The 22415-nt window shown below is 57.0% G+C and carries 23 protein-coding genes, 1 tRNA gene and 1 other RNA gene; 17 read left to right on the forward strand and 8 right to left on the reverse strand.

Annotated elements, in window-relative coordinates; all coding sequences use genetic code 11:
• Positions 1-41: 41 nt before the first annotated feature.
• Positions 42-1616 carry an amidohydrolase family protein gene (locus QZ487_RS08910; protein WP_296024451.1) on the reverse strand — a complete coding sequence of 525 codons (1575 nt, stop codon included), beginning with the start codon at positions 1614-1616 and terminating at the stop codon, positions 42-44.
• A gap of 142 nt (positions 1617-1758) precedes the next feature.
• Here QZ487_RS08910 and QZ487_RS08915 point away from each other — a divergent pair, with 142 nt between their 5' ends.
• The 3 genes from QZ487_RS08915 to QZ487_RS08925 all read left to right on the forward strand — a co-directional run bounded on the left by QZ487_RS08915 (position 1759) and on the right by QZ487_RS08925 (position 4221).
• Entirely contained in the window at positions 1759-2067 is a 309-nt protein-coding gene (locus tag QZ487_RS08915) for a PepSY domain-containing protein (protein WP_296024454.1), read from the forward strand.
• A gap of 101 nt (positions 2068-2168) precedes the next feature.
• Positions 2169-2846 (forward strand): response regulator transcription factor, encoded by a 678-nt coding sequence (locus QZ487_RS08920; protein ID WP_296024456.1) that lies wholly within the window; start codon positions 2169-2171, stop codon positions 2844-2846.
• 49 nt (positions 2847-2895) lie between these two features.
• Positions 2896-4221: a HAMP domain-containing sensor histidine kinase gene (locus QZ487_RS08925; RefSeq protein ID WP_296025324.1), complete on the forward strand. Its 1326-nt coding sequence runs from the start codon at positions 2896-2898 to the stop codon at positions 4219-4221.
• Here QZ487_RS08925 and QZ487_RS08930 read toward each other — a convergent pair.
• Entirely contained in the window at positions 4218-4541 is a 324-nt protein-coding gene (locus QZ487_RS08930; protein ID WP_296024459.1) for a PilZ domain-containing protein, read from the reverse strand. The two genes, QZ487_RS08925 and QZ487_RS08930, sit on opposite strands and share 4 nt — an antisense overlap.
• Before the next feature lie 150 nt (positions 4542-4691).
• The gene (locus QZ487_RS08935) at positions 4692-5000 is read right to left on the reverse strand and encodes a chorismate mutase (protein WP_296024462.1); all 309 of its coding nucleotides are present in this window, start codon (positions 4998-5000) and stop codon (positions 4692-4694) included.
• A 65-nt stretch (positions 5001-5065) separates the two neighbouring features.
• Between QZ487_RS08935 and QZ487_RS08940 the strand changes: the two genes are divergently transcribed.
• The 10 genes from QZ487_RS08940 (at position 5066) to QZ487_RS08985 (ending at position 16114) form a co-directional block, all read left to right on the forward strand.
• Positions 5066-6076: a polyprenyl synthetase family protein gene (locus QZ487_RS08940; protein WP_285975553.1), complete on the forward strand. Its 1011-nt coding sequence runs from the start codon at positions 5066-5068 to the stop codon at positions 6074-6076.
• Positions 6077-6190: 114 nt separating this feature from the next.
• Entirely contained in the window at positions 6191-8623 is a 2433-nt protein-coding gene (hrpB, locus tag QZ487_RS08945; protein ID WP_296024466.1) for an ATP-dependent helicase HrpB, read from the forward strand.
• Positions 8624-8638: 15 nt separating this feature from the next.
• Positions 8639-8917, forward strand: a complete 279-nt coding sequence (locus QZ487_RS08950) for an ETC complex I subunit (protein WP_285975550.1) — start codon at positions 8639-8641, stop codon at positions 8915-8917.
• Positions 8918-8973: 56 nt separating this feature from the next.
• Positions 8974-9068, forward strand: an RNA gene (gene ffs / locus QZ487_RS08955) — signal recognition particle sRNA small type.
• A 58-nt stretch (positions 9069-9126) separates the two neighbouring features.
• Positions 9127-10971, forward strand: a complete 1845-nt coding sequence (locus QZ487_RS08960; RefSeq protein WP_296024469.1) for a DNA polymerase III subunit gamma/tau — start codon at positions 9127-9129, stop codon at positions 10969-10971.
• 5 nt (positions 10972-10976) lie between these two features.
• Positions 10977-11315, forward strand: coding sequence for a YbaB/EbfC family nucleoid-associated protein (locus QZ487_RS08965; protein ID WP_296024472.1), 339 nt, complete (start codon positions 10977-10979; stop codon positions 11313-11315).
• Positions 11316-11367: 52 nt separating this feature from the next.
• Entirely contained in the window at positions 11368-12162 is a 795-nt protein-coding gene (locus QZ487_RS08970; protein ID WP_296024475.1) for a class II aldolase/adducin family protein, read from the forward strand.
• Between the two features lie 97 nt (positions 12163-12259).
• Positions 12260-12892: a hypothetical protein gene (locus QZ487_RS08975; protein WP_296024476.1), complete on the forward strand. Its 633-nt coding sequence runs from the start codon at positions 12260-12262 to the stop codon at positions 12890-12892.
• Positions 12893-13179: 287 nt separating this feature from the next.
• The gene (gene lon, locus QZ487_RS08980) at positions 13180-15576 is read left to right on the forward strand and encodes an endopeptidase La (RefSeq protein ID WP_296024478.1); all 2397 of its coding nucleotides are present in this window, start codon (positions 13180-13182) and stop codon (positions 15574-15576) included.
• Positions 15577-15841: 265 nt separating this feature from the next.
• Positions 15842-16114 carry an HU family DNA-binding protein gene (locus QZ487_RS08985; protein WP_118052299.1) on the forward strand — a complete coding sequence of 91 codons (273 nt, stop codon included), beginning with the start codon at positions 15842-15844 and terminating at the stop codon, positions 16112-16114.
• A gap of 92 nt (positions 16115-16206) precedes the next feature.
• Here the strand turns inward: QZ487_RS08985 and QZ487_RS08990 are convergent, their stop codons facing one another.
• The gene (locus QZ487_RS08990) at positions 16207-17067 is read right to left on the reverse strand and encodes a hypothetical protein (protein WP_296024486.1); all 861 of its coding nucleotides are present in this window, start codon (positions 17065-17067) and stop codon (positions 16207-16209) included.
• A gap of 22 nt (positions 17068-17089) precedes the next feature.
• Positions 17090-17878 (reverse strand): 23S rRNA (guanosine(2251)-2'-O)-methyltransferase RlmB, encoded by a 789-nt coding sequence (gene rlmB / locus QZ487_RS08995; RefSeq protein ID WP_296024487.1) that lies wholly within the window; start codon positions 17876-17878, stop codon positions 17090-17092.
• Between the two features lie 139 nt (positions 17879-18017).
• Here rlmB and QZ487_RS09000 point away from each other — a divergent pair.
• A tRNA-Tyr gene (locus QZ487_RS09000) sits at positions 18018-18103 on the forward strand.
• 13 nt (positions 18104-18116) lie between these two features.
• Here the strand turns inward: QZ487_RS09000 and QZ487_RS09005 are convergent.
• On the reverse strand, positions 18117-18527 hold the full coding sequence (locus QZ487_RS09005; protein ID WP_285975542.1) for a DUF6691 family protein: 411 nt from the start codon (positions 18525-18527) through the stop codon (positions 18117-18119).
• A complete protein-coding gene (locus QZ487_RS09010; protein WP_285975541.1) occupies positions 18527-18973 on the reverse strand; it encodes a YeeE/YedE thiosulfate transporter family protein in 447 nt (148 codons plus the stop codon). Before QZ487_RS09010 ends, QZ487_RS09005 begins: the two co-directional genes overlap by 1 nt.
• Before the next feature lie 319 nt (positions 18974-19292).
• Here QZ487_RS09010 and QZ487_RS09015 point away from each other — a divergent pair, with 319 nt between their 5' ends.
• From QZ487_RS09015 to pssA, 3 genes are read left to right on the forward strand one after another with little or no spacing between them, the layout of a single operon-like run.
• The gene (locus QZ487_RS09015; protein WP_296024490.1) at positions 19293-20438 is read left to right on the forward strand and encodes a beta-ketoacyl-ACP synthase III; all 1146 of its coding nucleotides are present in this window, start codon (positions 19293-19295) and stop codon (positions 20436-20438) included.
• 56 nt (positions 20439-20494) lie between these two features.
• A complete protein-coding gene (locus tag QZ487_RS09020; protein ID WP_285975539.1) occupies positions 20495-21247 on the forward strand; it encodes a phosphatidylserine decarboxylase in 753 nt (250 codons plus the stop codon).
• The gene (pssA, locus tag QZ487_RS09025; protein ID WP_285975538.1) at positions 21244-22071 is read left to right on the forward strand and encodes a CDP-diacylglycerol--serine O-phosphatidyltransferase; all 828 of its coding nucleotides are present in this window, start codon (positions 21244-21246) and stop codon (positions 22069-22071) included. The genes QZ487_RS09020 and pssA overlap by 4 nt, the downstream gene beginning before the upstream one ends.
• Here the strand turns inward: pssA and QZ487_RS09030 are convergent.
• Positions 22028-22270: a hypothetical protein gene (locus tag QZ487_RS09030; protein ID WP_296024492.1), complete on the reverse strand. Its 243-nt coding sequence runs from the start codon at positions 22268-22270 to the stop codon at positions 22028-22030. The genes pssA and QZ487_RS09030 overlap by 44 nt on opposite strands.
• Between the last annotated feature and the right edge of the window lie 145 nt (positions 22271-22415).

Here is a 22415-nt window from a genome sequence, read left to right on the forward strand (position 1 = left end):
CAAGCCATCACCGCATGCGGTTGTTACTATTCTGCCTGCTGTTACTGCATGATGGCGTTTTCTTGCAGCTTCTGCATTTCGACCATATCGGCCACGTCTTTCAGCAGCGCTCGTGCGTCGAACACAATGCCGTCCTTGATCGTCCACCGCACACCGCCGACGGTCTCCAGAGTATTGGTCTCGCGATTGAGGCGCGTATGGCCAGTGCCGTAGAGCACTTTCAGATTGGCAAGCGGGTTTTCGGGCACAATCACAAGGTCGGCGAGCTTGCCTTCCTTTATCGAACCCATGGGCGGCTCTTCACCTTTTGGCTCATAGATCTCGCGCGCGCCATTGATGGTCGCTGCCTGAATAACCTCAAGCGGCGTCAGGCCCGCTTCGCGCAGCATCTCAAGCTCACCGATATAGGCAAAACCCCATGTCTGGTAGATATAACCAGGATCAGAACCAGCGGTCACGCGCCCGCCGCGGTCCTTGAATTCGCGCGTCAAATCGAACCATTTGCGATAGAAATTGCGCCAGGCGACCTCATCCTCGCTGGTCCAGTCATGGTAATAGCTGCCGTGATTGGTCAGGCTCGGCGCGTAGAATTGCATCAGCGAAGGCAGAGTGTATTTCTCGTGCCATTCCATGTTGCGCGCCTTCATAACATCGCGACTGGCCGAATAAATGTTGAATGTAGGGCTGAGCGTTGCGTCATTTTCGATCAAATGATCGATATAGGCGCTCCATTGCTCGGTGCCGGGATCGCCCACCTGATCGGCCAGCCTTGCCACCCATGCAAAGCGTGATTGCTCATCCAGATAATTGTAGTCAGCGGGGTATTGCGGCAGCGCGGCACCATCGAGCAGGCTCTCAAAATGGCCATAGAAGTGGGTGACACCGTCAAGCCCAAGCTCAGTCGCGACCCTTGCATTGACTTCGGCTACCCCGCGTTGACCCAGATGCGCGACGGTGCCGAGTCCCAGCTTGTCCGATTCATCCAGAATCGCGGCAAGCGTGGCGGGGTCTTCATTGTTGAAGAACTTGATCCCGTCATAGCCCCGGTTTGCTATCCAGCGCACCCATTCGCGGCCCTGCTGAGGCGTGCGAACTGCGCCGTTCGGCCAGACATCTCCCGGAACAGTGTAAGCGAACAGACGCGGCGCGGTGATCGTATTGGCCGCGCTTCTGCGCTTCTGATCAAGCGAAGGATCGTCTGGACCAAACCCGAAACCGACCCCGCGAACGCTTGTAACCCCATGTGCAAGCCAGAGCTTAAAGCCATAGGATGGCTGAGGAGCCTTCGATGGATCGCCATTATGGCCGTGAGTGTCGACGAACCCCGGCAATATATACATCCCGCTGGCATCAATTACGCGATCGGCTGGGATATCCGCTCCACCGCGAAGGATACGGGCAATACGGTTGCCCTCGACAAGGATGCTGACGGGGCCTTCAGGGGGTGCGCCTGTTCCATCGATCATCGTTGCGCCCTTGATGAGCAGCGTATCGTATGGTCCTTCGCCTTCGCCAGCTGGCCGATCGGGCACGCGTTCCATTTGTGCCGCTGCAGGCCCCGAAAAAGCAATTACAGCGCTCGCGAGTGCGGCTGCGCTGAAGAATGACTTAAGCATCGAGTGTCTCCCAGTTGCCATCGCCCTAGCGTGCAGCACTTGGCTTGCAAACCACTGCTTATCGGTTGCGCGTTTCCTGAACCGCAGGAAGGCGGCATATTCACACCTTGTTCAATGGCCCGCGAATAGGCATGACAGCACCATGAAACGGATTGCATCTCTTTTGGCTGCGTTTGCCATTGTCGCTACCGGTCTTGCAGCTCCGGTTACGGCGCATGAGCAATCGCGAAATGACCAGAACGAAGCGCGCAAGGAAATGCACGCCGGCAATGTGTTGTCTCTGCGCGAGATCGAGCGGCGGGTTCTGCCGCAAATGCGCGGTAGTGAATACCTTGGACCAGCATATGATGCCACGGCGCGCGCATACAGGCTGAAGTTCATCAAGGATGGCCGCGTGACTTATGTTGACGTCGATGCGCGCACTGGCCGCATAATCCGCCGTTCGAGCTGAGACTTTCGCTGAATGCAGGTTGACAATCACGCCGCGCGCTTGACGCTGGCTACGCAAACGCTCAACACTCCCGACAATTGATCCAGGACTAGCAGGCAAATATGCGCATTCTTATTGTCGAAGACGAACCGACCCTAGGCCAGCAGTTGAAATCAACGCTGGAGCAGAACGGCTATGCGGTCGATCTCTCCACCGATGGTGAAGACGGCCATTTCCTTGGAAGCACTGAAGAATATGACGCGGTTGTGCTTGATCTTGGTCTGCCCGAGATTGACGGCCTGACGGTGCTTGGCATGTGGCGCAAGGAAGGCCGCGGCTTTCCGGTGCTGGTGCTGACCGCGCGTGACAGTTGGTCAGACAAGGTTGCCGGGCTGGACGCTGGCGCGGATGACTATCTTGCAAAGCCATTCCAAACCGAAGAGCTGATCGCTCGCCTGCGCGCGCTCATCCGCCGTGCTTCGGGCAACACTTCGGCAGAGCTGACCGCCGGTGACGTGCGTTTGGACACGCGTTCAGGCCGTGTCACGCTGAATGGTGAGCCGGTCAAACTGACCGCTCAGGAATATAAGCTGCTCAGCTATCTGATGCACCACAAGGGCAAGGTCGTCAGTCGGACTGAGTTAATCGAGCACATCTATGATCAGGACTTCGACCGCGATTCGAACACGATCGAAGTGTTTGTCACCCGCATCCGTAAGAAACTTGGCGCAGAGGTAATCACTACGATCCGTGGCCTCGGATACAGCCTCGACGACCCCGCAGACGCTCCACGAGCATAGGGCGATATCCGACGAAGCACCTGTAAGTCAGGGCAGCGTCGCGCGGCGCATGCTGCTGATCGCGGCTGGCTGGATTGCTGTGCTGTTGGTTGGCGGAGGCATCGCACTTGATCGCACGCTGACCAATCTGGTCGAGCGGAACTTCGACGAGCAGTTGGAATACATTCTGACAGCGATGATCGGTTCGGCCGAGATTGAAGCGGGGGGTGAAGTCTTCTTTAATCGCATCCTGGGCGACCAGCGTTTTCTGGAACCGAACAGCGGACTTTATTGGCAGATAAACGGCGAGGGATATGAACCCTATCCGTCGAGAAGCCTTTGGGACCGCACCTTGCAATTGCAGGGTGATCACTTCGATAATGAAGCGCATTTCTACGATTCCGCTCAGTTTGAGGGAGAGCAATTGCGGATGGTGGAACGCTCAGTCATCTTGCCGAATAGTGAAGTTCGCTGGACCTTCGCGGTCGCATCTAAAACCGATGAGCTGGACGACCAGATTGCAGAGATCAGAGGGATTTTGATCAGCAGTTTTGCCTTGCTGGGGCTCGGCCTGCTTTTGATGACACTGTTCCAGATCCGCTATGGCCTGTCCCCCCTGCGCCGTGTTCGCGCAGCGATCCAGAAATTGCGCAATACTGGTGCAAGCAGTATTTCCGAGCTGCTGCCCACCGAAGTCCAGCCATTGGTTCAGGAACTCAACGAGTTGCTCGAGCATTCCGAACGGCAAGCCGAAGAGGCGCGCACCCATGCGGGCAATCTGGCTCACGCATTAAAAACACCGCTGACTGTGCTGACAAATGCCGCGACCGCTCACGATCCCAAGCTGGATGAGCTTGTTTTCCGCGAAACCAAGTCCATGCAACGCCATGTCGATCACCATCTTGCCCGCGCACGCGCGGTGGGCAGACGTTCTTCCGGTCGTTCAAGGGCGGAGGTTTGGCCGAGCGTTGAATCTGTCCTGCGCGCAGTCACGCGTATTCATCAGGGCGTTCGTTTCGATCTGGCAGGTAATCAGGAAGCTGCTGTCGCGATCGAGCGGCAGGACCTGGATGAAATCCTCGGCAATCTCGCAGAAAATGCGGCGAAGTATGGCGGCGGCAGTGTGTTTGTAACTGTCGATGCCGAGCCGGATGACCACCATAGCATCATTTGGGTTGAAGACGATGGCATGGGCATTCCCGACGGCGAAAGAGAGCGCATCTTTGATCGCGGGGTTCGGCTCGACACTGGCAAACCCGGTACGGGTCTCGGCCTGGCGATTGTGCGTGACGTGGCAGAGATCTACGGCGGCAGCGTAACGCTTGGCGAAAGCGAAGACTTGGGCGGATTGCTGGTCCGGTTATCGCTCCCACGCGCGGCGACAGTTGCAGATTAGCGCAATTCGCCAGCCACCCAGCGACGCGCGGTACACCTGGCCTCCATGCGGTGGAAGTCCGAATAAGCGTCGTTGATGCGGCGCAGATTGAGAAGCGTCTGAAGAGGAATCGTCTCGTCAAACTCGACACCGACTAGATTGCCAGCACTCCATACCGTGCGAAAGAATGCCAGGAGGTCTTCACACTTGAGTTGGCCTTCCTCGCCTCTACGGGGCGCGCCATTGACAACCAGCTGTGCCCCGGTCTGGGAGATGTTCTCGATCAGACACGAGCTTCTTCGTCCGACGAATGTCAGGTGCGCTGGCAAATGGAGCCGCAAGCGCTATGCAGCGCGCCTTGGCTGCGGGGCCTGTTGATCAAGATCATGCGCGGCAAGGTTTGGAGGCGAGGGCATGGCCTATCCCTATACCGGCGTGACCAATCTATGCTGATCACCACCCCTCGTACGAATACTTAGGATTGCAATTGTCTACGCCCCACGAGCCTTTTCGTGGTGACGGATGACTTCTTCGATGATGAAGCGCAGGAATTTCTCGCTGAACTCAGGGTCGAGATCAGCCTCTTCGGACAATTTGCGCAGGCGCGATATCTGGCGCTCCTCGCGCGCCGGGTCGGCAGGCGGCAGAGTAACCTTCGCCTTGTATTCGCCGACGGCCTGCGTGATGCGAAACCGCTCGGCCAGCATATGAATTATTGCAGCATCGATATTGTCGATGCTCTTGCGGTAAGCGGACAGGACCCGATCGGGTTCGGACGAGGTTTGCGATTCATCGGACATCACTTGCAAAGCTAGCATCAAATCCAGCCTTGCCAAGCGCGCTTGTGACCTTCATGTGGCGTGGCATGAGCGCAACGGTCGTCCCGCTTCCCCGAAAACAGCCATCGCTTGAGCCTATGCTCGCGCTGACGGCAAACGGTATGAATGCGGTGAATACGGTAATTCTCGACCGGATGCAGAGCGAGATCCCGCTTATTCCGCGACTCGCCGGCCATCTGATCTCTGGCGGCGGAAAACGTCTTCGTCCGATGCTTACGCTCGCTGGAGCCGAACTCGTTGGCTATCAGGGTTCGCGGCATCATCTGCTCGCAGCCGCTGTTGAATTCATTCATACGGCCACCTTGCTGCACGACGATGTCGTCGACGGCAGCGAACTGCGCCGTGGCAAGGCGGCAGCCAACATCATTTTCGGTAACCCAGCGACGGTTCTAGTCGGTGATTTCCTGTTTAGCCGCGCGTTCGAGTTGATGACTGAAGATGGCAGCCTGCGGGTTTTGAAGATACTCAGCCATGCCAGTGCGGTGATTGCTGAGGGGGAAGTCTCCCAGTTGTCAGCGCAACGTCAAATTGAAACCAGTGAAGAGCGCTATCTGCATATCATCGGTGCAAAAACGGCCGCATTGTTTGCAGCCGCCAGCCAGATCAGTGCGGTTGTTGCAGAATGCGATGAAGAAAAAGAACGCGCGTTGGAAGATTACGGGCGCAATCTGGGAGTCGCGTTCCAGCTGGTCGATGATGCGATCGATTACGATTCGGATGCGACCGAAATGGGCAAAGAGCAGGGCGATGATTTCCGCGAAGGCAAGATGACTCTACCGGTCATTCTGGCCTATGCGCGCGGCGGAGAGGATGAGCGCAAGTTCTGGAAAAACGCGATCATGGGGCACCGGTCCTCAGATGAAGACCTCGCATATGCACGCGAGCTGATGGCGCGACACAATGCGGTCGAAGATACACGCGAACGGGCACGTCATTTTGCCCAGCGCGCTATCGATGCGATCTCTATCTTCCCGGAAAGCAAGGCTCGCGCGGCGATGGCTGAAGCGGCGATGTTCGCGGTCGCGCGCGGCTATTAATCAAGCCTAGCAAAGCAAAGAAAATCCCGACCTTGCGCAATGCAGGGTCGGGACATTCTTCTAACAGCAAATTTCAATCTGTGCCTGCGTGTCTGATTGTGGCAGGGGCTAGCTATGCTTCTCGAACTGCCAATAGATGAGAAACTCGGAGAGTTGACGACAGCACTGGCAGATTCTGGCGCTGCGGTGCTTGTTGCGCCGCCGGGTGCGGGCAAGACTACGGCTGTGGCCCCGGCCCTGCTTGAAGAAGCCTGGTGCACTGGACAGATAATCCTCACTTCACCGCGGCGAGTTGCGGCTCGTGCAGCAGCAGAACGTATGGCGGAAATACTGGGCGAGAAACCTGGTGAAAAAGTCGGTTATGTGACCCGGTTGGATAGCAAAACATCGGCCAAAACGCGCGTTCTGGTCGTAACAGAGGCCATCTTCGTAAACCGTATCATCGAAGACCCTGAACTGGCAGGCATTTCCGCTGTCTTGTTCGACGAAGCGCATGAGCGGCATCTGGACAGCGATCTTGGTCTGGCGCTGGCCTTGGAAAGCCGCGCCGTCTTGCGCAATGACCTGCGCATATTGGTTATGAGCGCAACGATAGATGGTGCGCGCTTTGCGAAGCTTCTGGGGAATCGCGCACCAGTGATCGAAAGTGAAGGGCGCGCGAATCCTTTACGTATTGAATGGCTGGGTTCGCGACCCGATGCGCGCATTGAAGACGCAATGGCCGATGCGGTGATGCAGGCTTGGCGAGAGACAGAGGGGGAATTGCTGGCGTTCCTTCCCGGTATCGGTGAGATTGAACGCACAAGAGAACACCTGGAAGCACGCTTGCCTGATGTGCCCATCATTCCACTGCACGGACAAGTTCAGCCCGCGCAGCAGCGCGCAGCGATCAAACGCGATGCGGGCGGTCACCGACGGATTGTGCTCGCAACAGCCATTGCCGAGACTTCGCTGACTCTGGACGGAGTATCTGTCGTCATCGATAGCGGTCTCGCGCGATATGCCGAATTCGACAAGGCAGCTGGAACTACTCGGCTGGTTACCCGCCGCGCCAGTCAAGCGGCATCAGCGCAAAGGGCCGGCCGCGCCGCCCGCCAAGGGCCGGGCGTGGCCTACCGCTTGTGGGAAGAAGGTGGGCATGCTGGCCGCCCAGCGTTCGCTCCCGCTGAGATCGAGACAGCCGATCTGGCGCCTCTGGTCCTGAAACTTGCAAAATGGGGAAGTTCTGACCCTGCGAGCCTGGCCTGGATCGATCCCCCACCGGAAGCCGCAATTGCCACCGCGCGCACTTCGCTGTTGAAAATGGGGGCTCTGGACGAAGACGGCAGGATAACTGCGCAAGGCAATCAGATCGCTTCATTGCCCCTAGATCCCTTCGCTGCTGCCGCGGTGCTATACGGAGCGGAGGTTTCGCAAGCGTTTGACGCAGCGAAGTTGGTTCTGCTCGTGCAGGAGCGCGGGCTCGGCGGTCGTGGTGAGGATCTGCTTAAGCGCCTGGACCATTGGAACGGCGATCGGGGTAAACGCGCAGAAGCCTCGCGCAAGCTTGCTCAGGGCTGGGCAAAGGCAGCGCAGCGGTTAATTTCAGGCACGGAACCGGAGCCACGCAATCCAGCACTTTTCCTCGCATTTGCGCGGCCTGATTTTGTCGCGAGAAGACGCGACAAGTCTGGCGAGCAATGGCTGTCGGCTGGTGGCAGGGGCTTTCAACTTGATCCTGCTTCACCTCTGGCGCGTGCGGAGTGGATAGTTATTGGCGATGCGCAGGGTCAGGCAAAGGGCGCGCGGATCGCCGCAGCAGCGGAGCTGAGCGTGCAAGACATCGAAGAGCATCTTCAATATCTGGTTGAAAAGCGCTCGGTAATAAACTGGAATAATCAGGAAAAGCGTGCTGAGGCGCGGCTAGAAAGGAGGCTTGGTGCGATCACCTTGGCAAGTGGTCCAGATCCCGCGCCAGACCCGGAAGCGATTGTGGATAAGCTAGTGGAAAAGGCGTTGGAAAGCTTGGGAGAACTCCTTCCTGCTGACCTATTGGCACGCGGAAAATTCGCACAGATTGAAGCGCTTGAACTACAAAGGCTCCGAGACAGCGCCGACACATGGCTGAGACCGATACTGTATGGACGGCGCGATCTCGATGTGCCGCGCGGAAAGCTGATTGAAGCCATCCTCAATCAGCTCGATTGGGGCACGCGCCAACAGTTGGACCGATTGGCTCCGCGCGAGTTCACATCACCTGCCGGAACATGTCACACGATCGATTATGCTGGCGATGACGCTCCATCAGTTGAAGTTCGTGTCCAGGCCCTGTTCGGATTGGACCAGCACCCGATGATCGGGCGCACACCACTGTTAATCAAGCTGGCCAGCCCGGCGGGCCGTCCGATTCAGTCGACCCGAGATTTGCCCGGGTTTTGGCGTGGCAGCTGGGCAGATGTGAAGAAAGATATGAAGGGGCGGTATCCGAAGCACCGCTGGCCCGACGAGCCGTGGGTGGAAAAACCAAGTCTGAAGACCAAAAACGCCTTCAATCGCAGCGAAAACTGAATTAAGGGCTTCGCCATGAGCGCACGTATCTATCAGCAGCCAAAAAGTGCCATGCAGTCAGGCAAGGCGAAGATTGACACTTGGGTGCTCGAATTCGAGCAATCCGAAGCGCGTCGGCCCGATCCATTGATGGGATGGACGGGCAGCGGCGACACTCAGGCGCAGGTCTCGCTCAAATTCCCGACTAAAGAGGCGGCGAAGGAATACGCTGAGAAGCATGGGATTGCCGTGCGCATTCATGCGACACCGCCCAAATCGCTCAAGCTACAAGCTTACGCGGACAACTTTCGCTGATACCGGCTCGCTAACTGCGCTGTTGAATTTTCGACGAATCATCGCCATATGCCCGCCCGGGAGTCGGGTGGACGTTAGCGTTCGCTCACCGGGTCAGGTCCGGAAGGAAGCAGCCCAGGTGAATTGCGGCGGGTCGCTCGGCTCCTTTTCCATGCATTTCTGACGTCACATGGCATGACATTGCCGCGCCAAACGCGTAGCAAGTGGGCATGGGTGATTCACCGGAAAACACGGATACGCCGCCATGGGACACTGGTGAGCAGGAAGAGGCTGGAAAGCCAAGTGCAGCCGAGTTGGAGGCTGCCGGTCAAAATTCCATGTTTGGCGATCCCGAACCCGCACCCGAGCCCACCGCTGAGTCAACCGGAGCACCTACGGCTTTGCCAGACCCTGCGACTCCCTCTGCCGCTGCCGCTCCGGTGGACACAAACCAGCCTTATCGTGTTCTGGCGCGCAAATATCGCCCGCAAACCTTCAGCGAGCTGATCGGTCAGGATGCGATGGTCCGCACACTTGGTAATGCGATCAAGCGAGAACGGCTGGCACATGCTTTCTTGATGACTGGGGTTCGCGGGGTCGGCAAGACATCGACGGCGCGATTGATTGCAAAGGCATTGAACTGTGTTGGGCCGGACGGGCAGGGTGGCCCAACGATCGATCCCTGCGGTCAGTGTGAACCGTGTTCAGCTATCGCAGAGGGCCGGCACATTGATGTGATCGAGATGGATGCGGCTTCGCATACCGGTGTCGACGACGTGCGCGAGATTATCGAACAGGTCCGCTATTCTGCCGTTTCGGCTCGCTACAAGATCTACATCATCGATGAAGTCCACATGCTGACGCGCAATGCCTTCAACGCATTGCTCAAGACGCTGGAAGAACCACCCGCGCATGTAAAGTTCCTCTTCGCGACCACCGAAGTCGAAAAGCTGCCGGTGACGGTGCTTAGCCGCACGCAGCGTTTCGACCTCCGGCGCATTTCGGCTGAGCTTCTGCAAAGCCATTTCGCGATGATCTGCGAAAAGGAAGGCGTTCCTGCCGAAGACGAAGCATTGCATATCATTGCCGCTGCCGCCGAGGGCTCTGTGCGGGATGGCCTGTCCATTCTTGACCAAGCGATTGCGCATGCGGACATGGATACAGACGGCAAGGTCACAGCCGCGAAAGTTCGCGACATGCTGGGCCTTGCTGATAAGGGCGCGCAGCGGAGAGTTCTCGGGCATTTGCTCGAAGGCGATGCCAAAGCTTTGCTGGCGGCGATCGAAGAGCAATACGCATTGGGCGTTGAACCGCTGGCTCTGATGCGAGCGCTGATGGACCTAACGCACCGCGTTACAGTAGCGCAGGTTTCGGGTGGTGAGCCCGACGTGCCTACCGCCGAAGAACGCGCTGCGCTGGGCGAGTTTGCGCAACGGTTGTCTCCCGCACAGCTGCACCGGTTGTGGCAATTGCTGCTCAAGGGCCATGAGGAAGTGCGTAATGCGCCTGATCCGCTGGTATCTGCGCAAATGGCATTGCTGCGGGCGATGCACGCAGCGGAGATGCCAGATCCAGGCAAACTTTCGAAAAAGCTGGAAGAGCTTGCGGAGAAGGGTATCGCGCCCACTGCCGCAACAGCCGCATCTGGCGATGGAGCGAATGCAAGTGGAACGGCGCCTGCGCAAGCCTCGGTCGAATGGGGCACGCTGGTGCAGCAGATCGATGATGCTGGCCAATTGCGGATCGCGCAGATTATGCGAGACTGGATCCGGGTGAACGAGCTTGCTCCGAATAAGCTTGTCTATTCGGTGAAAGATGGATTGGGCGAAGACCCGGGCGCTGAACTGCGCGATTGCCTTTACCGAGTAACAGGCAGCCGCTGGCAGGTTGAGCGCGGCCAGGGTGTTGGCGCGCCGACCTTGCGCGAGCAGGAAGAAGCCACCAAATTGGCCAAGGAACAAGAAATCCGCGAGCATCCTATGGTCAAGGCGACCTTTGAGGCATTTCCAGATGCCCGGTTGCTCGCAGATGAAGACAAAGTCGCTCAAGCGGGCGGCAGCAAATGGAATAGGTAACGATCATGAAATCGATGGAAGAAATGATCCAGGCAGCTCAGCAGGCGGCCGAGACGATCCAGACCCAGATGAATGACATGCAGGCCAAGCTCGACGGGATCGAGGTAGAAGGTCAGTCTGGCGGCGGGTTGGTGAAAGTTCGCGCCAGTGCCAAGGGCCGCATTCTGGGCGTTACAATTGATGACAGCCTGATGAAGCCCGAAGAAAAACACATAGTCGAAGATCTTTTGACTGCGGCGTTCAACGATGCACGCGACAAGGCTGACCGTGTTTCCAACGAGGAAATGAAGAAGATGCAGGGTAGCATGGGCTTGCCCCCGGGCTTCAATTTGCCAGGTATGTGATCTTCAAAAATCGTGCTAGTGGCGCGATGAAACGGAATTTCGGAGAGACATCATGGCGACACTGATGAACGATACGGGTGCTGGCAATGACGCGGACGTACGCGGACAGGTTAGTGACGAAGAATGGGCAGTCCGGGTTGATCTCGCGGCAGCCTATCGCCTGGTCGCCCTGTATGACTGGGATGATCTGATCTTTACGCACCTCTCTGCGAGAGTGCCCGGGCCGGAACATCATTTCCTGATCAATCCCTACGACATGATGTTCGAGGAAATCACAGCGTCTTCGCTGGTGAAGATCGATGTCGAGGGGCAACCAGTGATCCCGACTTCGCACCCTGTGAATCCTGCGGGCTTCACGATCCACTCAGCACTCCACATGAACTGCGAGGCTGCGCATGCGGTCATGCATTTGCACACTCCAGCGGGTCAGGCAGTCAGTGCGATGGCCGATGGACTGATGGAGCATACGCAGACCGGAATGATCGCGCGCAGCGATATCGCCTATCACGAGTACGAAGGCATTGCGACGGACCTTGAAGAGCGCGACCGGCTGGTCGAGGATATGGGCGACAAGCACACCATGATCCTGCGCAATCACGGCACACTCGCAATCGGCAAGACGGTTGGCGAGTGTTTCCTGCGCCTATATTTCATCGAGCGCGCCTGCGATGCGCAAGTTAAGATGCTTTCCGCTGGCCGCGAAGGACTTCACAATCCGCCGCAAGGCACGCCGGAAAAGGTTAAGGCACAAACTCCGCCAGCAGGCATTGGCATGATTGCGAACGGGCTTGCTTGGCCAGCATTGCTTCGAAAACTCGACCGGATTGACCCGAGCTTCCGGACCTGATTTTGGCGGAATAATACTATCGCAAGATTGTTATGCTAACTATCGCAATGTTTGAGGCACTGCCCAAGAAGCGAGCGACATTTTGCAGCCTGCGTAAGTGATTAAGGCGGAAGAACTGGTTGCGGTGAATTATCTCGCCGACGATCACCCGCACCCACAATCGGTCGAATGGATCAATCGCGGGACAGATCAGGTATTGCGCCCCACAACTACGGACATGTTGCTGCGGACGCTGTTTCAGCCGGCGGCCTCGCCGAGCGTACAAAAACTGCACGATAGCTCTGGATTGCGCGTCATCTTTCGCAGCGACGCCGAGCGTGAAAGGTTTGCCACCGCCTTTCGCGATGCCATCGCAAAGGAGCGCGCGATTACAGAGCATGTCGTGACGGCAATCTTCGATGATCGCGGCAAAGCAGAAGCCGCCATTGCAGCATTGCATCATGAAGGGATCTCGCCAGCCGCGATTTCATTGCTTTGCCGTGCAAGCCATTTTGGTGACCCGGAATCGAAATGGCCTGAGGGACATAGCTCGATGAGTATCACTGGCGCCGTCGCCGGCGCTGGTATTGCCGGTGCCTTGCTTGGTGTGGCGTTTCTGTTTGTGCCGGGGGTAGGGCCTTTGGCGGCGGCGGGCGTCGGGCGTGCTAGCCGCATCAGCCATTCCATGGGTTGCATCGGTATCCAGTATCATTGGTGCGACAGGTGGCGCTGTAGCCAAGATGCTTACTGACCACGATGTAGATGGGTCTATGGCAGAGTATTACGACCGCCAGATCAGGCGGGGCAAAGTCTTTCTCTCGGTTGACCAACGACAAACCACTTTGGCGCGGGAGTTCGTCGAACGTGTGCTAGACAAAAGCGGTGGTGCGTATCCGCAATTACCGGGCCCTTACCACAACTGATCCACAGGCGATCGCCTGCATCCACAAGAGATGCCGTATTGCCCATTGCGAGCCTGCGCTACGCTACCCATATTCCTACACAAAGGTGCGCCCAAACGGCGCGGGATAGGATTATATGACACAACAATTCCCCCTACTGCCCCTGCGCGACATTGTCGTATTTCCGGGCATGGTCGTGCCGCTTTTCGTTGGACGCGACAAATCTGTTGCTGCGCTCGAAGCGGCGATGGAAGTGAGCAAGGACATTTTTCTGCTCGCGCAGCTTGAGCCTGGGTGTGATGACCCTGAAGCAGATGATCTGTATGACCTGGGTGTTGTTGCGCAGGTCTTGCAGCTGCTCAAGCTCCCCGATGGCACAGTCCGGGTTCTGGTCGAGGGCAAGGCCCGGGCACGGCTGGAGAAACTCCATGGCCATGACAGCCACGTAATGGCCGAAGTCACGGTGATCGAAGACGAGTCGCTGTCTGGCAGCGAAGTCACCGCCCTGATGCGTCAAGTTGCAGAGCAGTTTACCGAGTATGCAAAGCTCAACTCGAAGTTGGGCGATAACGCGAGCGTGGAGCTGGGTGATTTTGAGGATGCGGGTGATCTGGCCGACAATATCGCAGGCGCGATAACTGCCAAGGTATCGGACAAGCAATCATTGCTGTCTGAAGTCAGTCCGCTGAAGCGGCTTGAGATGGTTATGTCCTTCATGGAGGGCGAACTGTCAGTCCTTCAGGTCGAACGCAAAATACGCGGCCGTGTGAAGCGCCAAATGGAAAAGACCCAGCGCGAGTATTACCTCAACGAGCAGTTGAAGGCGATCCAGAGCGAACTGGGCGGGCAAGACGGCGAAGATGGCGACGAAATCGCCGAACTCACCGAGAAGATCGAAAAGACCAAGCTTTCAAAGGAAGCGAAGGCCAAGGCCAAGGCAGAGCTGAAGAAGCTCAAGGGCATGCAGCCGATGAGCGCTGAGGCGACTGTCGTCCGCAATTACCTTGATATTTTGCTCGGTTTGCCATGGGGCAAGAAGACCAAGATCAAGAAGGACATTTCGCAGGCGCAGGAAGTGCTTGATGCGGATCATTACGGCTTGGAAAAGGTCAAAGACCGGATCATCGAATATCTTGCTGTGCAGGCGCGAACCAACAAGCTGAAAGGCCCGATCCTGTGTCTGGTCGGCCCTCCGGGTGTTGGTAAGACATCTCTGGGCAAGTCGATTGCCAAGGCGACCGGGCGCAAGTTCGTGCGGCAATCCTTGGGCGGCGTGCGCGATGAAGCGGAAATTCGCGGCCACCGCCGTACCTATATCGGATCGATGCCGGGCAAGATCGTCAACAATCTGAAAAAGGCAGAAAGTTCGAACCCGCTCCTCTTGCTCGACGAGATTGACAAGCTTGGCCAGGACTTCCGTGGCGATCCCGCATCAGCGCTGCTTGAGGTGCTTGATCCTGAACAGAACAGCAAATTCCAAGACCATTATCTGGAGCTGGACCTCGATCTTTCCGACATCATGTTCGTTACCACCGCGAACAGCCTGGATCTCCCGCAGCCCTTGCTAGACCGGATGGAGATCATCCGTCTGGAAGGTTACACCGAGGACGAAAAGGTAGAAATCGCTACGCGGCATCTGCTGCCTAAGCAGATAAAGGATCACGGCCTCAAAGATGGCGAGTTCGAGCTGACGCAAGAAGGATTGCGCGATCTGATCCGTTATTACACGCGCGAAGCCGGGGTTCGGACACTAGAGCGTGAAATCGCACGGCTGGCGCGCAAGAGCTTGCGCAAGATCCTTGAAAAAGAAGCCACCAGCATCACGATCGCACCCGAAAACCTTGGCGACTTCGCAGGTGTTCGGAAATTCAAGCACGGCATGTCGGAAGAAGAAGCGCAGGTTGGTGTCGTGACCGGCCTGGCATGGACGTCGGTTGGTGGTGAGCTGCTGACCATTGAAAGCGTGACCACGCCTGGCAAAGGCGAGATCAAGTCGACCGGCAAGTTGGGCGATGTGATGAGTGAAAGTATTGCGGCTGCGTTCAGCTTCGTAAAAGCGCGTGCGCCTGCATACGGGATCAAGCCGTCGATCTTCCAGCGACGCAACATTCACATCCACTTGCCTGAAGGTGCGGTGCCAAAGGATGGGCCAAGCGCCGGTATCGGCATGGTGACATCGATCGTGTCTGCTCTCAGCGGCGTTGCGGTGCGTCCGGATGTCGCGATGACCGGCGAGGTCACATTGCGAGGTCGCGTGTTGCCGATTGGCGGGCTGAAGGAAAAACTGCTCGCAGCGCTACGTGGCGGGATCAAGACTGTCCTCATTCCTGAAGAGAATGTGAAGGATCTGGCGGAGATTCCCGATAATGTGAAGGAAGGCTTGGAGATCGTTCCGGTCAGCCATGTCGATCAGGTTCTGGAACGGGCGCTGACTGACGCGCTCGAAGAAATCGAGTGGACAGAGGCGGACGATCTGGCCAGCCAGCCGGTGCCGCCAGCGATCAGCGGACATGGCGCGCCAACAGCGCATTGAGCAATTACATGGTGCAGCGCAGCGACTCGGCAGTGCAAATTGCCGGGCGCTGACGCGCCTTGTGACGCAATCCGGTGACCTTGACCCTTAGCTCTGCGCCAATGCGGCACAGTTTATCGTAAATGGTGCCAGATTCTCGAAAAATGGCACTTTTCTGCGCGATTTGCCTTTGACAGCGCGGGTAAAAACGTCTCAATTTGCCCGTCCCAAGAGGGAAAACTTTCGAGTATATTTTTTGAATTCGAGAAACAGGGGTTCTCTAAGAATGAACAAAAACGATCTGATCAGCGCTGTGGCCGATGCAAGCGGCTTGTCCAAAAGTGATTCAGCCAGTGCTGTTGAGGGCGTGTTCGATACAATCACCAAAGCATTGTCGGGTGGCGATGAAGTTCGTCTGGTTGGCTTTGGAACATTTTCGGTCGCAAAGCGCAAAGCTTCGACCGGACGCAACCCGCGGACTGGCGAGCCGATGACGATCAAGGCGTCGAACCAGCCAAAGTTCAAAGCCGGCAAGGGCTTGAAAGACGCGGTGAACTAAGAACACGTTTGTAAGCGCGCTCAATCCGCGCGCAAGAAAAATGACCCCGCCGGAGCAGTCCTGCGGGGTTTTTCTTTGCTCGAAAGATGGTGTTAGTCGGCCAGCTTGATCAGTGCAGTCGGTGCGTTCTGTGTGCTGCCATCAACTTCCCAAGTCAGCACTTCGCCGCGCGGTGATGTTGTCGATCCTTCGTCTGTATTGTTTGCCCGGATCGCTCCGTTCGTAACGATGGTGAAGGTGCCTTCCATGCTGGGCATATTGGGTATATTGTTCGCGTTTTCTCCCAATGATCCCAGGCTCGCCAGACCCATCATGCCGCCCATCATTGCGCTCATCGGGTTAGCGTCCTCTTGTGCAGAGTAGCCCGGCGCATTGACCCTGACTGTATTCTCGTCGCGTAAGATGACTTCGACAAAGGTGGTGCCGGCGGGAAAACCCTCGATGACGGGGAAGCTGAAATCATGGCTCAGATTGCCGCTGGCGACATAGCTCACGTCGAAAACGCCGTTGCCTTTGATTTCGACCCGCTCCCAGCCTTTGTGACGCAGTAATAGCTCGCGCAGTTTTTCGCCCGCCTCCGGATCGTTTGGATCAATCCCGCCCATCATCTTCGCCATATCCTCGGCTTCTTTTTGCGCCTTGGCGATGCGCTCTTGCGCGCCCGCATCCCATTCTGCCCGTTGCTCAGCCAATTCTGTTTCCGTGCAATCACGCACGTCGTAGTTATCTGTGTAGCACTCGTCGGCTTCGAACTCCTCTGCCGCCGCTTCCATCTGGGCTAGGTCGCTCAGACCTAGGAAGAAAATTTCGCCGTCATAGGTGAAGCTGAATGCGCCTCCTTCCTCTAGCACCAGCTCAGAGGTGAATTTGCCAGGTGAAACGAAGCAGCCGGTTAGGGCCAACGCAAAAGCCGCCAAAATGGCAGTCGTACGAATTCGTAGGGCGGCATTCATGTTTGTTCTCCTGACAGACTGGCTATCGTGTTGTTGTGGCATAAAGCGCGATTGCAGCGGCATTGCTCACATTAAGGCTTTCCACTGCCCGTGTGATCGGCAGCTTGGCCAGTGCATCACAGTGCCCTTCGATGTTTTGCCGCATACCGGCGCCTTCTGCGCCTAGTACGAGAGCAACCGGACCTGCTGGCAGAGCCTCGGCAAGCGTGGCCTCCGCATGCCCCGTAAGGCCAATCCGCCAATAGCCGGCTTCGGCCATTTCCTCGAGTGCACGCGCTAGATTGACCACGCGTATCCAAGGCACGACTTCGAGCGCACCCGACGCCGATTTTGCGACCACGCCGGATTCGGGCGGCGAATGCCTGTCTTGCGTGACAATGGCAGCTGCACCGAACGCCGCACCCGAACGCAAGATTGCGCCGACATTGTGCGGATCGGTGACCTGATCGAGCACAATCAATGGGCGCGCAGGATCTGCGTCGGTAAATTCGTCCAGAAAGCGATTCTCCAACGCCTCGCATTCGAGCACCAGGCCCTGATGTGGCGCGTCCTTCGCAACCAGGCGCGCAAGATCGGTGACATCTGCATACTCGATCGGGAAATCGGCCGGCAACTCGCCATCGAGTGATTCGATGCCTTCGCGCGTGGCCCATAGCTTGCGGTGAATGCGTGCAGGATTTTTCAATGCCGCTTCCACCGCATGCCGCCCCCATAGCCGTGCATGACCGGCGGTCGCACGACCGGAGCCCCGCCCACCTTTCATTCGTCCTGCCCGACCTCTAAGCGCGCGTTTGCGATCGCCTTTGGCCATTACTGTTCTCCAAAAAGTGCTTTGTTGCCGCTCCCCTGCCAGCCACACCATTGACAGGCAAGCGCCGCTTCGCCAAAGGGGCGCGTCTCGGCATTCGGAGCCGCCCCACAGCAGCTCTATTTTTCCCGCAGGAATATGTGGACAGGTGGCCGAGTGGTTAAAGGCAGCAGACTGTAAATCTGCCCGCGCAAGCGTACGCTGGTTCGAATCCAGCCCTGTCCACCATTTCCTTGTTTGGTTATTTTTCGACTGCTTTGAAAATCGTCATCCCGGCGAACATCGAAGCGACGAAAATGCCGGCAGGGATCGGATTGACCGCCAGTGATGCGATGCCAGGACCCGGGCAAAGTCCGGCCAAACCCCATCCCACTCCGAACAACGCTGAGCCGAACGTCAATCGCCGATCAATTAAGTCTGTGCCCGGCAACGAGAAGCCGGTATCGGCGATGGGCCGCTCCATCCTGCGTTGAACCAGCCAAGCGACCGCCATTACCAGCGTCGCACCACCCATGACGAAAGCCAGCGTGGGATCCCAATGCCCGGCTATGTCGAGAAAACCGCGAACGCGGGAAGGGTCCATCATTCCCGAAAGGGCGAGCCCGCCTCCGAACAAAGCACCGGAAAGAAGAGCGATAATTGCTTGCCTCATTACCAGCCTCCGCCTGCGAAATTGACGATGGCAACCGTTGTCATGCCACTGCCAATGAAAGTCATGACGGCCACAATTGACCTGCGGCTGAGCCGCGACATCCCGCAAACACCATGCCCGCTTGTGCAACCGCTTCCGAGCCGCGTTCCAAAACCAGTGATCAGCCCGCCCGTAATCAACCAACCTATCGATGGGGGGTAAGTGGATTCTATCGGGCCAAACGCGCCTTGGAATAACAAAGCGCCAAGTATCAGGCCCGCGATGAACATTGAGGCGACAATCCGCGGGGGGCCGGCATCGCTCAGTCCAATACTGCGGCCTGCCAGCCCGCTAGCTCCGGCGATACGACCAAGGCCGAGCAACATGATAGCCGCTGCGATGCCAATCATGAGTCCGCCGATCAGGCCTTCGAGTGGCTGGGCGTCCGGGAAGTATGCCAAGGTCATAGCTGGTCCACCGGTATCTTGAGATATCTCACGCCGTTCTCCTCTGGTTTCGGTAAATCCCCGGCACGCATTTTCACTTGTACTCTGGGCAAGATCAATGCGGGCATTCCTAAAAGCGCATCACGTGCGCCCCGCATTACAACAAACTCGCCCTTGGCAAAACCTTCGTGGATATATACCGACACTGGATCTGCGTTGCTGACCAATCGTGCTCTCCCATGCGGTGTCATAGCAGCGCAGTGCAAGTGTGCAAAAGCTCACAAGCATACTGGGCGCTTTGACTTGCCGTGGAGGGGGAAGGTTACTATTCCCGCGTACCATGGAACTCACTGCCCAAGATCGAACAGGCCGCCCTGTTATCTCCGCTACCGGTCTTTTTACACCGGAACATGTCATAACCAATGAAGAGCTGGTTGCCAGTTACAACGATTATGTGGAGGGGCACAACGCGAGCAATGCGAATGCTATTGCTGCAGGCGAAGTCGAAGCGCTTCAGCCGAGCTCGGTTGAGTTCATCGAGAAAGCGAGCGGGATAAAGGCACGCCACGTGATGGCGAAAGAGCCGATACTCGATCCAGACATCATGTCGCCGCGCTGGGAAGAGCGGGGCAATGACGAGCTTTCGATCATGGCGGAGATCGGCGTCAAGGCCGCGCGCCAGGCATTGGAGCGGGCGGGGCGCGATCCCAAAGACGTGGATGCGGTGCTTTGTGCCGCTTCGAACATGCAACGCGCATATCCGGCGATGGCCATCGAAATTCAGCAAGAGCTGGGCATCGAGGGTTTCGGCTTTGACATGAATGTTGCGTGCTCTTCAGCGACGTTCGGTATCCAGACAGCGGCAGATTACATTCGCGCAGGGAATGCCAAGAGTGTGCTGGTGGTAAGCCCTGAGATTACGTCGGGCCATTTGAACTGGCGTGACCGCGATAGCCATTTCATTTTTGGCGATGTTGCGACCGCTGTGCTGGTTGAAGATGCAGCTATCGCTCCGCCAGAGCATTGGGACATCTTGGGCACAAAGCTAAAGACCGTATTCTCCAACAACATCCGCAACAATTTCGGTTTTCTGAACCGCGCGCATCCTGATGGCGACGGCAAGCCAGACAAGCTGTTTGTGCAGGAAGGCCGCAAGGTCTTCAAAGAAGTGGTGCCAATGGTTGCGCAGATGATCATCGATGAAGCCGAGCGACTGGAGATCGATCCGAAGGGCCTGCGCCGTCTGTGGTTGCATCAGGCCAATGCCGGTATGAACCGCCTGATTTCGCACAAGGTTCTGGGTCACGAAGCAAGCAATGACGAAAGCCCGACCGTGCTTGATACTTACGCCAACACATCGAGTGCTGGCTCGATCATTGCCTTTCACAAGCACAGCGAAGATCTGGCTGTAGGGGATGATGGCCTGATCTGCAGCTTTGGAGCAGGATATTCTGCTGGCACGGTGTTTGTACGCAAAGTTGGTTGACGAAAGCGGGCAGGCTTTGCTTGCAGCGCATCGAACCACCTCCTAAACGCTTTGGCATGGCCGGAGAAATTCTAGACAATAAGGGGCGCGGCGAAGTCAGTTGGAGCTGGCCGCCGATACACCCCGAGGGGCGCAAATTTGGCGTCATCGCTATCGGGCTTAGCCTGATCCCCCTTATCTTGCTCGATTGGGAAATCATCGGTTGGCCGATGTTGCTCTTGTCTGCAGGTGTATTCGCATTTTTCCGCGATCCGGAACGCGTTGTACCGCAGGGTGAAAACGTGATTGTTGCGCCAGCGGACGGGCTGGTTTCGACGATCACTGTGTGTGAACCACCAGAAGAGCTGTGCGTCGATGATGGTTCGGGCGCGCCAAGCTTAACGCGTGAACCCGTAACACGAATTTCGATCTTCATGAGCGTGTTCGATGTTCACATCAATCGCTCACCCATCGCAGGCACGATCGAGCGTGTTGTCTATATTCCGGGTAAGTTCATGAATGCGGACTTGGATAAGGCGAGCGAAGAGAACGAGCGTCAGCATTTTCTGGTACAGCGACAGGACGGCGTAAAGATTGCCTTCACACAGATTGCGGGTCTTGTCGCAAGGCGTATTGTGCCTTTCGTTAAACCAGGTGACATTGTTGCCGTTGGACAAAGAGTAGGCCTGATCCGCTTTGGTAGTCGCGTAGATGTGTATCTGCCTGCTGGAACCGATCCAAAGGTTCTGATGGGGCAAAAGATCATCGCCGGCGAAACCATCTTGGCTGAGCTGGGATCGCAGAAGCTGCTGGAAGGCATCGCTCAGTGAGCGACACACCGCGCGTTGGGCCAAAGTCGGAAGAGGGCGAGGAAACCCTTCCCAAACCTGCCAAGACCACGCGCGGGCTTTCCCTGCGGGCGCTTCTGCCAAACGCAATCACAGCCGCTGCTTTGGCAGCCGGATTGACTGGCATTCGGTTTGCGATCTCTAGCGATTGGAATTTGGCGGTTTACGCGGTTGTTCTTGCCGGATTGCTCGACGGCGTAGATGGACGCATCGCGCGCCTCCTGAATGCGCAATCGCGCTTTGGCGCCGAGCTTGACAGCCTTGCGGACTCGATCTCTTTCGGTGTGGCTCCGGCGATTATTTTGTACCTTTGGTCAATCCAGGACTTGCCCCGGCTCGGCTGGTTTGCGTCGCTGGCATTTGCGATTTGTGCCGCGCTGCGTCTGGCACGGTTCAATGCGCAGATTGATACGGATGATCAGCCGCACAAGCTGGCCGGATTCCTGACAGGCGTTCCGGCTCCGATTGGGGCTGCGCTCGCATTCATGCCTTTCTATCTCTGGATGGCGACAGACATCGCGGAATTTCGCAATCCGGTGTTTGTCTCAATCTGGCTTGCAGCAACGGGCATGCTGATGATTTCCAATGTTGCGACATTCAGCTGGAAATCGATCCGACCCAGGCGCAGCATTCGCCTGGAAGTCATTGGTGTCTTTGCGCTCGTTTTCGGAGCATTGTTGCAAGAACCGTGGTGGACCCTTGCGGGTATATGCGTGATCTATGTCGCGTTGATGCCGCTGGCTCTTTACCGCTACGGAAAAATCAAGCGGCAATTGCAAGATGAGCGGGCGAAACCTGCCGGCTAACGTCGGCGCGAGCAGCAGGTGCCATACGCAGAGTCACCACCGCGGCTTCGTTGACCCGAACAGCTGCAATACTATCCAAAGCCATTTCAGCTTTCATCGAATGATAGGCATTGCGCCATTTCAGTGCGCTGTCTGACAAGGAAATGATACTCCCCAAGGCGATCACCATAAAAAGGGCTGCAAGTCCGAAAGTGAGCATGGGCTGTCTCCTGCCTGTCCCGAACACTTGACCTTTCAAGCGCTAGCGGGCATTGATTGTGTACCACGTTTGTTCCGCTTCGCATGTTCCCTAAATGTTCCAAGGTGTCAAGCGGGAATATCCGGCTCGCACGCGAATTTCACGA

The organism is uncultured Altererythrobacter sp., assembly GCF_913057185.1.
Taxonomy (GTDB): domain Bacteria; phylum Pseudomonadota; class Alphaproteobacteria; order Sphingomonadales; family Sphingomonadaceae; genus Erythrobacter; species Erythrobacter rubellus.

Coding starts and splice junctions, on each gene's coding strand:
- QZ487_RS08910 (WP_296024451.1), bottom strand. CDS start 1,616: ATGCTTAAGTCATTCTTCAGCGCAGCCGCACTCGCGAGCGCTGTAATT.
- QZ487_RS08915 (WP_296024454.1), top strand. CDS start 1,759: ATGAAACGGATTGCATCTCTTTTGGCTGCGTTTGCCATTGTCGCTACC.
- QZ487_RS08920 (WP_296024456.1), top strand. CDS start 2,169: ATGCGCATTCTTATTGTCGAAGACGAACCGACCCTAGGCCAGCAGTTG.
- QZ487_RS08925 (WP_296025324.1), top strand. CDS start 2,896: ATGCTGCTGATCGCGGCTGGCTGGATTGCTGTGCTGTTGGTTGGCGGA.
- QZ487_RS08935 (WP_296024462.1), bottom strand. CDS start 5,000: ATGTCCGATGAATCGCAAACCTCGTCCGAACCCGATCGGGTCCTGTCC.
- QZ487_RS08940 (WP_285975553.1), top strand. CDS start 5,066: ATGAGCGCAACGGTCGTCCCGCTTCCCCGAAAACAGCCATCGCTTGAG.
- hrpB (WP_296024466.1), top strand. CDS start 6,191: ATGCTTCTCGAACTGCCAATAGATGAGAAACTCGGAGAGTTGACGACA.
- QZ487_RS08950 (WP_285975550.1), top strand. CDS start 8,639: ATGAGCGCACGTATCTATCAGCAGCCAAAAAGTGCCATGCAGTCAGGC.
- QZ487_RS08960 (WP_296024469.1), top strand. CDS start 9,127: ATGGGTGATTCACCGGAAAACACGGATACGCCGCCATGGGACACTGGT.
- QZ487_RS08965 (WP_296024472.1), top strand. CDS start 10,977: ATGAAATCGATGGAAGAAATGATCCAGGCAGCTCAGCAGGCGGCCGAG.
- QZ487_RS08970 (WP_296024475.1), top strand. CDS start 11,368: ATGGCGACACTGATGAACGATACGGGTGCTGGCAATGACGCGGACGTA.
- lon (WP_296024478.1), top strand. CDS start 13,180: ATGACACAACAATTCCCCCTACTGCCCCTGCGCGACATTGTCGTATTT.
- QZ487_RS08985 (WP_118052299.1), top strand. CDS start 15,842: ATGAACAAAAACGATCTGATCAGCGCTGTGGCCGATGCAAGCGGCTTG.
- QZ487_RS08990 (WP_296024486.1), bottom strand. CDS start 17,067: ATGAATGCCGCCCTACGAATTCGTACGACTGCCATTTTGGCGGCTTTT.
- rlmB (WP_296024487.1), bottom strand. CDS start 17,878: ATGGCCAAAGGCGATCGCAAACGCGCGCTTAGAGGTCGGGCAGGACGA.
- QZ487_RS09005 (WP_285975542.1), bottom strand. CDS start 18,527: ATGAGGCAAGCAATTATCGCTCTTCTTTCCGGTGCTTTGTTCGGAGGC.
- QZ487_RS09010 (WP_285975541.1), bottom strand. CDS start 18,973: ATGACCTTGGCATACTTCCCGGACGCCCAGCCACTCGAAGGCCTGATC.
- QZ487_RS09015 (WP_296024490.1), top strand. CDS start 19,293: ATGGAACTCACTGCCCAAGATCGAACAGGCCGCCCTGTTATCTCCGCT.
- QZ487_RS09020 (WP_285975539.1), top strand. CDS start 20,495: ATGGCCGGAGAAATTCTAGACAATAAGGGGCGCGGCGAAGTCAGTTGG.
- QZ487_RS09030 (WP_296024492.1), bottom strand. CDS start 22,270: ATGCTCACTTTCGGACTTGCAGCCCTTTTTATGGTGATCGCCTTGGGG.